Origin of the sequence: Bacillus sp. EKM501B, from assembly GCF_011800505.1 — a bacterium.
Lineage (GTDB): Bacteria > Bacillota > Bacilli > Bacillales > Bacillaceae_G > Bacillus_A > Bacillus_A cereus.
This window is the reverse complement of the sequence record NZ_JAALFZ010000006.1, coordinates 226,254-239,839: the sequence shown is the minus strand read 5'-3', so window position 1 is coordinate 239,839 and position 13,586 is coordinate 226,254. Positions and strand designations below refer to the sequence as shown.

Genomic DNA, 13,586 nt, shown 5'->3' with positions numbered 1-13,586 from the left:
CTCCAGATAAAACAGTATTGAGTCCATCATATCAGATGGACTCTTTTTTTACTGTCTACCTATAGGGGATAATACCAGAGCGTTCCTTTTTTCATCCCCTCTTTTACTTAATTACTATCATTAAAAATATATTTATATCAATATTTACTCCTTTTTATTCCTTCAAAAGTTTTTCACATAAATGTCATAAATCGTATGGTCTAACTATATAGTTGAAAAGGAATGCGACATTAAGGTGTCACTGAAAAACTCATCCAAGAAAAGGGAGGAAAAATCTTTTGAAAAACAAAATCATCGTTTTCCTATCTGTTTTGTCATTTATTATTGGTGGTTTCTTCTTTAACACGAATACTTCAAGCGCTGAAGCATCATCTACTGATTATGTTCCTAACCAATTAATCGTTAAGTTCAAACAAAATGCATCTTTAAGTAATGTGCAATCTTTTCATAAATCTGTCGGAGCTAATGTCTTATCTAAAGATGATAAGTTAGGTTTTGAAGTCGTACAATTTTCAAAAGGTACTGTAAAAGAAAAAATAAAGAGCTATAAAAATAATCCAGATGTGGAATATGCAGAACCGAATTATTACGTTCACGCCTTTTGGACTCCAAACGACCCATATTTTAATAATCAATACGGGTTACAAAAGATTCAAGCTCCACAAGCTTGGGATAGCCAACGAAGTGATCCTGGTGTAAAAGTAGCTATTATTGATACAGGAGTTCAAGGCTCACACCCTGATCTGGCTTCGAAAGTAATTTATGGGCATGATTATGTTGATAACGACAATACATCTGATGATGGTAATGGTCATGGTACACATTGCGCTGGAATTACTGGAGCACTTACGAATAACAGCGTCGGAATTGCTGGTGTTGCCCCACAAACTTCAATTTATGCTGTCCGCGTATTAGATAATCAAGGAAGTGGTACTCTTGATGCTGTAGCGCAAGGTATTCGAGAAGCTGCTGATTCGGGTGCAAAAGTAATTAGTTTAAGTTTAGGAGCTCCAAATGGTGGTACTGCATTACAACAAGCCGTTCAATATGCATGGAATAAAGGGTCTGTTATAGTTGCAGCTGCTGGAAATGCTGGAAATACAAAAGCTAATTACCCTGCTTATTACAGCGAAGTAATTGCAGTTGCTTCTACAGATCAATCAGATAGAAAATCTTCATTCTCTACTTATGGTAGCTGGGTAGATGTTGCAGCACCAGGTTCAAATATATATTCAACATATAAAGGAAGCACGTATCAATCATTAAGTGGTACATCTATGGCAACACCTCATGTTGCAGGAGTCGCAGCTCTTTTAGCAAATCAAGGATATAGCAATACACAAATCCGCCAAATTATTGAGTCTACTACTGATAAAATTAGTGGTACAGATACGTACTGGAAAAACGGTAGAGTCAATGCATATAAGGCTGTACAATACGCTAAGCAATTACAAGAAAATAAAGCTTCTTAAGAAAACTTTAATCAGTCGATCTACCATGAATGCAGAATAAAATAGAAGGAGAGACTTCTATAATTAAAGCCTCTCCTTCTTACAAACTATATTACTCTCCCTGCTTTTTAACCATATGTAAATACAGTACAAAATCCATCATTGTCGATGAATGACCAAGTTGACGAATCATCGCTGTTATATTTCCTCTATGATATGTACCATGATTTACGACATGTTGCACTAATTCTAAAATCGAAGTTTCTAATTTCCCTACGTATGGATTCTCAATAACAAATACAGCATTCACATCTTGTATTGTAATTAAAAACTCTTTATATTGATTTGCCATGTTTTCAAACATTTTTTCTAATTCATGTAACGATTTAGTTTCAATTTGTTTTCGTAAATCTTCTCGGTCTTGTATTGCTTCATTCATACTTTTACCATGCAATATATGTAACCACACTTGATCTGTAATATAAATATGCACAAAAGTATCCTTAATGGATGGGAATACACTCTGTATCTGCTCATTAAAAATTGTCTCATAGTTTGGTAACTCTTTTAATCGATTGAATAATCTAGTATTAGCCCAAGCATGATAATCACACTGTTTTAATATATAATCTTTCAATTTATATTACCTCCTTATTGTATGAAACGAATGGTTTGTTTCTTCATTTCTGATTCTCTATCAGCCTTTGCAATCCCTTTTTCTTTCATTTCATGCTTATTTATCGTTTTATATTTTACATACGTATAAAATTCTGTTTGAAATGGAAATGGTGTAATCCGAATTGTTTCCTCGTCCACCCATTCAGCTTGAATAAGTTTCTCCTCTTTACTATTAAACATTTCTGTTCCTTCAAAACCATCTTTAAATAAGTCAATTTCATCTTTCTTTTTGACACCAGGCTTATTCATACATACGTATAAAGAAAGTTCATCACAAAACTTTAATAATCTATAATGCTTATCGAACATCGCAAACTGTTTCTTTGTTAACGTTTTCAAAATTCTTTTTTGTCGTTCTAATTCATGTTTATAAAATGACATCATCTCTTCATCTTCCTCGTTTAGTGGAAATGATAAAAAATGTTTACTACAAAGCAATGCCCCGTATGGATTAGAATTTTCAATTTCATTCAATCCAATCGTATAAAAAACAAAACGTAATGGGCTTGGACAATCCATAAATGTATATGGAATATTTTTAGCATCATTCAAAATTGGTACTTTATCAAGCTCTATCCATCCTCTGTCATGCTCATATATTGCATCAACTGTTTCTTTTAAATATGTTTTATCTTCAAAAAAGTCTTCTTTTATATGCTTTGCAATCTCTCCAGCCAAAAAACCATGATCATGTTGACGAATTAAAATACTTTCCTTCTCATTTTTTTCACGAAAAATCATTCGTATACTCCCCCTCATCCTCATATTAAAGCTTTTTATATGCATCGATTCTTAATTAATCCCTAAATAATAGAAGGGATTCAGTCTCTTGCAACGAAATTAACATAATTATATAGTATTCTTTCTAATCATAGTGATAGCTTTATCTTTACTATCTATTATACTAAAACATTCATTCCAAAAATTTTTTTATGAGGTGAAAACATGAACAAAACAGAATTAATTAAAAACGTAGCTCAATCAGCTGATATTTCTCAAAAGGACGCTTCTGCAGCTGTACAATCCGTATTTGACACAATTGCTAATGCATTACAATCTGGAGATAAAGTTCAACTAATCGGGTTTGGAACTTTTGAAGTACGCGAAAGATCTGCTCGTACAGGACGTAATCCGCAAACTGGCGAAGAAATTCAAATCGCCGCTGGTAAAGTTCCTGCATTTAAAGCAGGTAAAGAATTAAAAGAAGCTGTTAAATAAAAACAAGAAACCAGCCATTTTATAGGCTGGTTTCTTGTTTTTATTTAAGCAATTGCTTTATATTCTCTGCATGATACACTTCACAAATATAAAATACACATTTGCAGTTACTTACAATTTGATACTTTCTAGTTGGATACACATTCGCTGTAACAGAACATCCATCAAACAATTCAATAATATTTCCAGATGGCTGATATCCTTCATATAATACGTTTCTTCTTACTTCCATCTTTTCTATAAGCTTTTCAACAGGAATATTTCCACTCTCTAATTCACTCTTTATTGCGTCCGGTAAAAACGAAGTGTCTGCAAAAATTAGATTTTCAGATAACACCTTTCCTTTATAACTAACATTAGATACACGGTAAAGAAATGTTCCATCTTTATCAAAGAAATTCTTTGCTTCTTTCGGAATGTACTGTCTACCAAGTGCCTCTTGTTCAAGAACATCAAACTGAACTGTATCATTTAAAAGCTTTTCTAAAGCATGAATGGATGATGTATCTCCAGAAAATAAAATATTTTTAATTGCTTGTACGTTATAAGTGAATTCATTCTTTCTATTTTCCGCTACTAACATGAGGAACACCTCTTCTATAATTTTTTTATTTAAGATTTAAAAGTGCTGCCGCGTCTAATTGCGTAATTTCAGTCACTTCCTTACTGAATATTGCAACAGAGGCCCTATAATCTAAACTAGGCCTTACATCTTCCATCATTGTATTACTTGCTAACTCTTGTCTATCCTTAAAAACCAACAAGTTTGGAGGATCATTTGGAGCTGATACTGTAATATGTACTGGCGGAATCATTAGTCCTTCACCTGTCGCTTTCAGCACCGCTTCTTTTCGAGTCCAATATGTTAAAAAACCTTCTATTTTCTGTTTATTTGGCAGTTTCATAACTTGCGCTATTTCAATGTCTGTTAATACACCTTCTGCCATTTTCATAACATCTACATTTGGATTCATTTGTTCTACATCTATGCCAACAGGTGCAGATTTTGTAAAAGCAACGACAACCCACTCACCTGAATGTGAAACGGATAATTGCGGCATACCTTCTGGTAATTGTGGTCTTCCATGCTGCAATTTACATACTGAGCACATTCGATCAATTGGTACTTGGACTGGTGACATAGAAAGTATCTTACCGAGAACTAATCTACTTATTACGCAACCTATTATAAAACGAGCTCGATCTGCCGAATGGTGATACGAATTTGCTTTCTCTCGCTCTATATCATTTAGTAAATTGTAATGCCATGATTGTAAATCTGAAATTCTTGCCCACCATATTTGACAATCATTCTCATTCAAAGTTGGAATAGAATCTACAACTTTACTTTCTATCATGTAAACTCTCCTTTATTCAACGAATATCAATTTTCATAAGAAAGCATGCGTATATTGTTATTCATTGACAAGTACTTTCTCTTTTTCTGATACAGATAATGTTTTTTCTTTCTTCTTTGACATTACCTCTTTATCGGAAATACGTAAAGAAAATAGTAGTGCTATGAGCAAAAATATTGCTGACCCAATTAATGCTGCTTGATATGGTAAAAAATCGGATTGAACGTTATTACCTCCAAAACCAGCTAGTATACTAGCTAAAACCGCTACTCCTATTGCTGAACCTAGTCGATTTTGCACATTGAATATAGTAGTCGCTCTCCCCATAGAAGGCGGCGTGATATTGTTAAAGGCAGAAAATTGAACCGCACCGACAGATTGGCCTAAGAAAATACCGATACCAAACAATAATGCCCGGATTTGCCACGGATTCGTATCGTGATTTACAAAACTCAATAAAACAAATATAACCGCCGTACATATTAATCCAATAGAAATTACCTTTCGAGCTCCTAATTTCTTATATGAACATGGCACAATTTGTGAAGAAATCATTAATCCAATCGCCTCTGGAAATGTCGTAAGTCCTGATTCCAGTGCGGAAACTCCTATCACATTTTGATACATAAGAGGAAAAACAAATAACATTCCTAATAAACCAGCTGATGAAAATAATGATATAATGCTCATCTTTCTAAAGACTGGTTCTTTTAATAAGCGTAAATCTAACATCGGTTGCTTTACTTTCAGTTCTACAATTATAAACAATGTAATGAATACAACCCCAGCTATCCCAGTACTCATAATTTCTGGAGAAATCCACCCTTTTGATGGTCCCTGGCTGAGTGCATATATGAGCATCGCAAATCCTGGTGCTGATAAAATAAAGCCGAGCGAATCAAAGCGACCAGCTGATTTTTCAACATGTTCTGCTAAAAATAGAAGTCCAAATAGCAATGCAACGATTCCAAACGGTAGATTAATATAAAATGCCCAACGCCAAGACATTTGATCTACAAAGAAACCACCGATGATAGGACCAATTGCTGGTGCTACAGCAATTGGAAGTATAATGAACCGGGAAATCTTCGGTCTTTCCTCGGGTGAAAATGTTCGAAATAACATCGCCATTCCAACCGGTGTTAAAAGCCCTCCGCCAGCACCTTGAATAATACGGAAAATATTCAATGAAGTAATATCGTTAGCCATTCCGCATAAAGCAGATGCAATTGTAAATACGAAAAGAGCAATTAAAAATACTCTTTTCGTACCAAAACGATCTCCTAACCAACCAGAAATCGGAAGGAAAACAGCTAAACTAACTAAATACCCAACATTCACCGTCCCCATTGCAGATGCAGGTACTTGTAGTTCTCTACTTATCGTTTGCAGTGCTACATTTACAATCGTTGCGTCCATCGCAGCCATAAACATCGCAGTTATATAAACGATACTTACAACTACTTTTGGATTTAGTTTTTCTTTCATTATCGTTTTCCTACTAATGTTTTTTCGCGAACTTGATTACCTTGTGGATTCAAATCTTTCCAGTTATATTCAACATATTCTAAGCAGCTCTGCCTACTAGCTTCTTCATATACGACATTCCAGCCAATAGGTACATCGAGAAAAGCAGGCCAGAGAGAATACTGGCCCTCCTCATTTATTAATACTTTATATGTGTAATTATCATTTTCAAATGGATTCGTCATACTCTACTTACCCCTTTCTTATTCTGCAAATATTTCGCTAATACTTGCCCAATTTCCGTAAGTGGACCTGGCTGACATAGATCTTTATGTCTACAATCAATATCGTGCTGCACAATTTGCCCGTCTAAATAATTTAGCCACGTATTTGGAGAAATAGGATCAAACCAGTCTGGTATAACAGTAGATCTAAAGAATAAGATATCTCCGTTATAAACTTTCGGTACATATTTCCCTAACAACCCTACTGAATTTACATATGTTTCTTTCAAGTTCAATATAGTCTCTTCTTCAAGACTTGCTAATGCACTTCCATCTTTACGAAGGATTTCAACTGCACTTTCCATTGTAAGTGGTTTACCATCCATGTTATCTGGGTCATATCCGCCTAAAGCAAGTAATGCAATTAACGCTTCCTCTTCAGTAGGCGCTTCCGTATTTGGTAAGAAGTGTCCAGGATAAGAATCAAGCATAACGAGTAATTCTACTTCTTCCCCTTCATTTTGTAGTTGCGCCGCCATTGCATGCACAACATTTCCTCCAAGCGACCAACCTAATAAACGATATGGTCCATAAGGCTGTACTTCACGAACATGTTTCAAGTAATCCGCCGCCATCTCCTCTAAACTTTTTGGAAGTTCTTCATTTTTAGCAATACCACGTGCTTGTACACCATAGATTGGATAATCTTTTCCTAAAGATTTCATAAGTCCTGCATAGCACCAACTTAATCCACCTGCTGGATGTACACAAAATAGTGGTAATTGATCCCCGCTTGCTCGTAATGGAAGCAACACATCAAGTGCACTTTGACCATTCCCCATCTCAAGTCTTTCAGCTAACCCTGCAACAGTCGGTGCTGCAAATAAAGTGCCAATGTTTAGTTCCACTCCAAGCGCCTCTTTCATGCGGCTCATAAGCTGCACTGCAAGGAGTGAATGGCCACCAAGATCAAAGAATCCGTCATCAATTCCAATTTGAGGTACACTTAGCACTTCTGTAAACAAGTCGCATAACATTTCTTCTTGCGGTGTTCTTGGACCACGACTAGAAGATGATGCGATAAATTCTGGAGCTGGCAATGCCTTTCTATCTAATTTACCGTTTGGAGTTAAAGGTAACTCATTTACTACTACAAAAGCGTATGGAACCATATAATCTGGTAAACTACCACTAGCAAACTGACGCATTTCATTCGTATCAATCGCTTCATTATTTGATGCAACGATATAAGAAACTAACCGTTTATCCCCTGGTTGATCTTCCCGTACAATAACGGCTACTTGCTCAACTTTAGGGTGCTTCATTATGACTGCTTCTATTTCTCCTAATTCAATTCGGAACCCACGAATTTTGATTTGATGATCTGCACGTCCTATATAATCTAGCGTCCCATCTTTACGCCAGCGAGCTAAGTCTCCTGTACGATACATTCTTGTACCTGGCTTGCCAAATGGATCTGCGATAAAGCGTTCAGCCGTTAATCCTGCTCTTCCTAAATATCCACGCGCAAGCCCTGCACCTGCAACATACATTTCTCCAACTACTCCAGGTGGCACTGGTTGTAAATAGTTGTCTAACACATACACTTTAAGGTCAGGTATACTGCACCCAATTAAACTATTTGCTCGTAAAGAGACGATAGTTTCATCTAATTCAATATAACTAACATGTACTGTCGTCTCCGTAATACCGTACATATTAATAAGCTTTGGTGCGTTATGAGGATGTCGACTATACCAATCTTCTAAGCGACTTAGCTCAAGTGCTTCTCCTCCAAAAACAACATATCGTAAAGATAATTTTTGGCCAATCTCTTCATTTTCACGATCTGCTTGCATCAATTGATAGAACGCTGATGGAGTTTGGTTTAAAACCGTAACCTTTTCTTTAACAAGAAGCTGTAAAAATTCTTTCGGTGAGCGACTTACAGTATGTGGCACTACAACTAAACGCCCTCCGTATAATAAAGGTCCCCAAATTTCCCAAACAGAGAAATCAAAAGCGTATGAATGGAACATCGTCCAAACATCGTTTCCGCCAAACTGGAACCAATGATCAGTTGCTCCTAAAAGTCTTACTACATTTTGATGAGGTATCATAACGCCTTTCGGTCTACCCGTTGAGCCTGACGTATAAATAACGTAAGCAATATGTGATGGAGATAATGGCTTAATGCGTTCCACTTCATCAATATTTTCTTCACTATATTTCTCAACTTCTGCTATTACTTTTACATCATCAACTAAAACTTTTAGTGCCTCATCACATTCAATTTCCACTTCTGAATTCGTTAAAACACATGATGGTTTCGCATCGTGTAGCATAAATGAAATGCGGTCTGCTGGGTAATCTGGATCTAACGGAAGGTATCCAGCACCAGCTTTAAGAACAGCTAATAAGCTTACAACCATGTTTAATGATCTTGGCATCGCTAAAGCAACGAGTTGATCAGGACCAATCCCTTTTGCTATTAGGAATCGAGCTATTTTATTTGCTTTTCTATTTAACTCTTCATAAGTTAATTTCTTATCTTCAAAGACAACAGCAATAGAATTCGGATTTATATGAACCTGCTTTTCAAACAATTGTGGCAATGTCATTTCTGGTGCAATTTGAAAACCACCATTCCACTTTTCTAACACTGTATTTTTCTCTGCTACAGTTAATATTTCTAATCTGCCAATTGATTGATCCGGATTTGTAGCTGCATCATCTAATAACAAAATGAATCGTTCTATTAGTTTTTGAACCGTTTCACGTTTATATAAATCGGTACTAAACTCTAGTAATCCATGTAAACCGTTCGGAGTACCATCAACCCCGTTACTCTCACTAATTTCAAATGTTAAATCAAATTTTGCAGAACCGACGCTTTGAATTTCAAGGCTCGCTTCTAAACCTGGTACATGAAACGTTGCTTCTGGTGTATTTTGAAAAGCTAACATAACTTGAAACAACGGGTGGCTGTTTCGAGTACGTACTGGATTTAACACTTCAACAAGCCTTTCAAATGGAACATCTTGATTTTCATAAGCTGCAAGATTTACCTGCTTCACTCTATTTAATAATTCTTTAAAACTTGGATCTCCTGACGTATTTGTACGTAACACTAATGTATTTACAAATAAACCAACAATATCTGAAAGTACATCATCATTTCTTCCAGCAATCGGACTTCCAATTGGTATATCAGTGCCTGCACCTAATCTTGTAAATAGTGCACTAAGCCCTGCTTGCAATACCATAAACAAACTAACTCCATTTTTACGTGCAAGCTCTACTAACCTACTATGCATACCTTCATCTATATGAAAATGAATTGTTTCCCCGCGGTAACTCGTCTCAATTGGACGCTGGAAATCTGTAGGTAACTCCATTTGGTCTGGTAAACCTTTAAGTTCTTCTTTCCAAAAATCTAATTGTGTTGAAATAAGACTCTCTGGTGTCGTTTCATCACCTAGCAATTGCTGTTGCCAAAGTGCATAATCCGCGTATTGAACTGGTAGTGTCTCCAGCTGAACTCTGTCACCTTGACATCGTGCTTTATACGCCACTGTAAAATCTCTCGTTAACGGCTGTAATGACCAGCCATCACCTACAATATGATGTAATAAAATTAATAATACATGTTCGTTTTCACTCACTGTAAAAAGTTGTAAACGAACTACCGGCTCAAAATCGAGGTTAAAGCTATATCTTACCGCCTCTGAAAGTACACTTTCTAATTCATCTTTACATGTATTAGTTATAACCATTTCTAGATTTAAGTTTTCCATATCTAAAATTCTCTGATAGGAACTACCTAATACGTTAGGGAAAATTGTTCTAAGTGTTTCATGTTTCTCAACTACATCATAAAAAGCACCTTGTAATGCTTCCCGATTCAATATTCCATTCATACGAATGACTAGCGGAATATTATAAGTAGGACTTGGACCTTCTAAACAATTTAAGAACCATAACCTGCGCTGTGCAAATGAAAGTGGAACTTCATTTGGCCTACTTGCTTTCTGAATAGCTGGTCTTGCGCTTTTTGCATCGTTTAATTGTTTCGCCAGTTCGGCAACAGTTGGTGATTCAAATAGTTTCCCGATTCCTAATTCCACACTTAACGTTTCACGAATTCTTGCCATTAAACGAGATGCGAGAAGTGAATGTCCACCCATTTCAAAGAAATTATCATCAATGCTAATTCGAGAAACACCAAGTACTTCTGCAAATAAATCACATAATATTTCTTCTTTCGGATTTCTAGCAACTCTCTCATTGTGCATTCCATTAAAATCAGGAGCAGGTAATTTCTTTCTGTCAACCTTACCATTTGGCGTTAATGGTAATTCTTCTAGCACAACAAATGCCGATGGTATCATATAATTCGCTAAACTTTCTGAAACATAAGAACGAATTTCTGAAAGATTAATCGGTTCCTTTTCTTCTGCAACGATATACGCAATGATGCGTTTATCATTTGGACGATCTTCTCGTACCATTACTACCGCTTGTTGAATATTTTCATGTCGTTGTAATACCGTTTCAATTTCAGCTAATTCAATTCGGAATCCACGAATTTTAATTTGATGATCTGCGCGACTAATGTACTCTAACGCACCATCACTACGCCATTTCACAAGATCTCCTGTACGGTACATGCGCTTCCCTGATTCTCCATAAGGATTTGCAATAAACCGTTCAGCTGTTAACTCAGGTTTTCCTAAATATCCGCTTGCAAGTCCCTCCCCTGCAATATATAATTCCCCAATAACTCCAGGTGGAACTGGTTGTAACCCTGCATCCAATACATACACTTCTGTATTGCAAATTGGCTTTCCAATAGGAGGTATACCCTTTTCACCTTCATCAATGTTCATAAAAGTAGACCAAATCGTCGTTTCAGTTGGTCCATATAAATTAGTTATTGAGCAACCTAATTCTTTTAATTTATTTGCTAAATGCGCTGGAAGAGCTTCACCACCAACTAGTATATTTAGCCCTTGTAGCTTCTCTGGATAATCAGTTACTAACGCCTGCCAAAGCGTCGGTGTAGCCTGCATAATGGTCACTCTTTCTTCTTGTAAAAGTGTCGTTAATGCTGATGGCTCTTGTATGTCTTCTTTTTGCGCAATTGTTAAACTTGCACCACTAATAAGAGGTAAATAAATTTCTAGAGCAGAAATATCAAACGCAAACGTTGTAACTGCTAATAAATGATCATTTTCATTTAATGAAAACTTTTGTTGCATAGCCATTAAAAAGTTACTTAAACCTCTCATAGGAACAATTACACCTTTTGGGTTTCCTGTTGAGCCTGAAGTATATATTGTATAGGCTGGGTTTAAAAGTGATACATCATTCTTACATGCTATATTCATACGAGAATATGTATGTAACGCTAGTTTCGTTTCTTCTTCATCTAATACAATTTTTTTCATATCATTTTCTATAACTAACTTAGATGAAACAGATGAATGTGTTATGATACAAACTGGTTTTGCATCATTTACTATATAATTAATTCTTTCTGCTGGGTATTCTGGATCTATTGGTAAATACGCTGCACCAGCCTTTAAGACTGCTAGCATACTAACTACCATTTCTATTGATCTAGGGAATACTAAAGCTACAAACTGGTTTGGTCGTATTCCTTCTTCTACTAAATAATGTGCTAGTTCATTCGCTCGTTCATTTAGCTCTTTATACGTAAGGTTTACACCGTCACAAGTAATGGCTAGTTTATTGGGATTTTTTTGCACTTGTTTTTCAAATGATATAGGCAGACTGATTAACTCATCGTCTTCCTTCGTTTCATTCCATTCCAATAAAACTTTATGATTTTCTTCAGGCAGAGTAATGTTTATTTTTCCAATCGACTCGTTTTTCTCATAATTATTTACTACTAATTCAAATAGACTCATAAATCTTTCTTTATGCAATGCTAGCTCCGCGCCATTATATACTTCAGGATTTGCATCAAAATGAATCATTAGCTCATTTTGATCAAAACGTTTATATACATTTATTGATAAATCATCGACAGGTCCTGCTGATAAATTATGCGTAATACCACGATTTCCAGCAAAATTTAGCCCGTAATCAAAAGGCATAACATTCACTAACGGTCCAAACAACCTTTGATTTTCACCTAGTAACTTTAAGTCTCTTCTTAATTCCTCATGACGGTATTTATAATGGCGACGTACATCTCGGATTTCTTTAGAAACTTGCTGCAATAATTCCGCAAGAGTTATATTTGGAGTTACTGTAATACGAAGTGGCACTAAATTCATTACCATACTTGGTGTATGAATAGATACCGAACCTAGACGTCCCATCATCGGTAAACCTAAAACAATATCATTTGCACCTGTTAACTTATGCATATAAATACTTGTTACAGCGACAATGAATTCCGGCCAACTTGTTAACGAAATATTGATATCTTCTAATAAAGTTTTCGTGCTAGAACTAGATAAATAAGCTGTTTCTCGTGAAAATCCATTTGATGTTCTCGGTGCTCGCTCTGCCAAGCTTACAACTTCTGGTTCATCCGCAAATTTTTCTAACCAAAAAGTACGATCTTCCTGAAATTTTTTAGACTCACGATACTCAATATCTTCTTGCACGACTTTTGTAAGAGAACCAAACGGCTTTTCATTCTTGTTTGTTTCTTCTATAAGTGATGTATACTCATTCGCCACTTTTTGGCTAAGAAGTGAAAATCCATAGCCATCCATCACAATGTGATGGATGCGCTGATACCAAAAGAAACGATTATTTTCAACTTGAATAAGTGCTTCAGTAAATAATGTATCTTTTTTCAAATCGACTGGCATAGATAAATCATTTTTCATCCATACTTTAGCAGCTTCTTCAGGGTTTTCTTCTTTCCGAACGTCAATAAAATGCATATGAAACTGTGATTCTTCAATAACTTGCCATGGGCCAATTTCATCCTCCTCGAAGCGAACATGAAGTGCTTCTGCTTCCATTACAACTTTACGTACAGCTAATTCGAAAATTTCTTGATGAATATTTCCGTTTATTTCTACATATTCCCCAGTATTGTAAATTGGATTAAGCGGATCTAATTGTTGCGCAAACCACATACCAGACTGCGCAGATGATAACGAATGACGAATCTTTTGACTGTTAGGCATTCTTTACTACCCCTT

At 35.9% G+C, this 13,586-nt stretch carries 9 protein-coding genes; 2 read left to right on the top strand and 7 right to left on the bottom strand.

Annotated elements, in window-relative coordinates; translation table 11 throughout:
• The first annotated feature begins 278 nt into the window (after positions 1 to 278).
• Entirely contained in the window at positions 279 to 1,472 is a 1,194-nt protein-coding gene (locus HFD78_RS15125; protein ID WP_000790923.1) for a S8 family peptidase, read from the top strand.
• Positions 1,473 to 1,563: 91 nt separating this feature from the next.
• Here the strand turns inward: HFD78_RS15125 and HFD78_RS15120 are convergent, their stop codons facing one another.
• A complete protein-coding gene (locus tag HFD78_RS15120; RefSeq protein ID WP_000656270.1) occupies positions 1,564 to 2,088 on the bottom strand; it encodes a DinB family protein in 525 nt (174 codons plus the stop codon).
• 14 nt (positions 2,089 to 2,102) lie between these two features.
• Complete coding sequence (locus tag HFD78_RS15115; protein WP_000577284.1) at positions 2,103 to 2,870, bottom strand: DUF3891 family protein; 768 nt, start codon at positions 2,868 to 2,870, stop codon at positions 2,103 to 2,105.
• 204 nt (positions 2,871 to 3,074) lie between these two features.
• On the opposite strand from HFD78_RS15115, the gene HFD78_RS15110 reads away from it, so the two are divergent.
• Positions 3,075 to 3,347 (top strand): HU family DNA-binding protein, encoded by a 273-nt coding sequence (locus HFD78_RS15110; protein WP_001043905.1) that lies wholly within the window; start codon positions 3,075 to 3,077, stop codon positions 3,345 to 3,347.
• Positions 3,348 to 3,387: 40 nt separating this feature from the next.
• On the opposite strand, the gene HFD78_RS15105 is transcribed toward HFD78_RS15110, so the two are convergent.
• Genes HFD78_RS15105 through HFD78_RS15085 form a run of 5 tightly spaced genes read right to left on the bottom strand, consistent with a single transcriptional unit; the run spans position 3,388 to position 13,571 of the window.
• On the bottom strand, positions 3,388 to 3,930 hold the full coding sequence (locus HFD78_RS15105; protein WP_000959126.1) for a hypothetical protein: 543 nt from the start codon (positions 3,928 to 3,930) through the stop codon (positions 3,388 to 3,390).
• 25 nt (positions 3,931 to 3,955) lie between these two features.
• A complete protein-coding gene (sfp, locus tag HFD78_RS15100; RefSeq protein WP_000572997.1) occupies positions 3,956 to 4,705 on the bottom strand; it encodes a 4'-phosphopantetheinyl transferase Sfp in 750 nt (249 codons plus the stop codon).
• A 57-nt stretch (positions 4,706 to 4,762) separates the two neighbouring features.
• On the bottom strand, positions 4,763 to 6,193 hold the full coding sequence (locus HFD78_RS15095; protein ID WP_191968087.1) for an MDR family MFS transporter: 1,431 nt from the start codon (positions 6,191 to 6,193) through the stop codon (positions 4,763 to 4,765).
• Complete coding sequence (locus HFD78_RS15090; protein ID WP_000184059.1) at positions 6,193 to 6,417, bottom strand: MbtH family protein; 225 nt, start codon at positions 6,415 to 6,417, stop codon at positions 6,193 to 6,195. Before HFD78_RS15090 ends, HFD78_RS15095 begins: the two co-directional genes overlap by 1 nt.
• Positions 6,414 to 13,571 (bottom strand): amino acid adenylation domain-containing protein, encoded by a 7,158-nt coding sequence (locus tag HFD78_RS15085; protein ID WP_001133926.1) that lies wholly within the window; start codon positions 13,569 to 13,571, stop codon positions 6,414 to 6,416. The genes HFD78_RS15090 and HFD78_RS15085 overlap by 4 nt, the downstream gene beginning before the upstream one ends.
• Positions 13,572 to 13,586: the final 15 nt, after the last annotated feature.

Bases quoted from the DNA above. Each gene is read 5' to 3' on its own strand.
- HFD78_RS15115 (WP_000577284.1), bottom strand. From the start codon at position 2,870: ATGATTTTTCGTGAAAAAAATGAGAAGGAAAGTATTTTAATTCGTCAA.
- HFD78_RS15110 (WP_001043905.1), top strand. From the start codon at position 3,075: ATGAACAAAACAGAATTAATTAAAAACGTAGCTCAATCAGCTGATATT.
- HFD78_RS15105 (WP_000959126.1), bottom strand. From the start codon at position 3,930: ATGTTAGTAGCGGAAAATAGAAAGAATGAATTCACTTATAACGTACAA.
- sfp (WP_000572997.1), bottom strand. From the start codon at position 4,705: ATGATAGAAAGTAAAGTTGTAGATTCTATTCCAACTTTGAATGAGAAT.
- HFD78_RS15095 (WP_191968087.1), bottom strand. From the start codon at position 6,193: ATGAAAGAAAAACTAAATCCAAAAGTAGTTGTAAGTATCGTTTATATA.
- HFD78_RS15090 (WP_000184059.1), bottom strand. From the start codon at position 6,417: ATGACGAATCCATTTGAAAATGATAATTACACATATAAAGTATTAATA.
- HFD78_RS15085 (WP_001133926.1), bottom strand. From the start codon at position 13,571: ATGCCTAACAGTCAAAAGATTCGTCATTCGTTATCATCTGCGCAGTCT.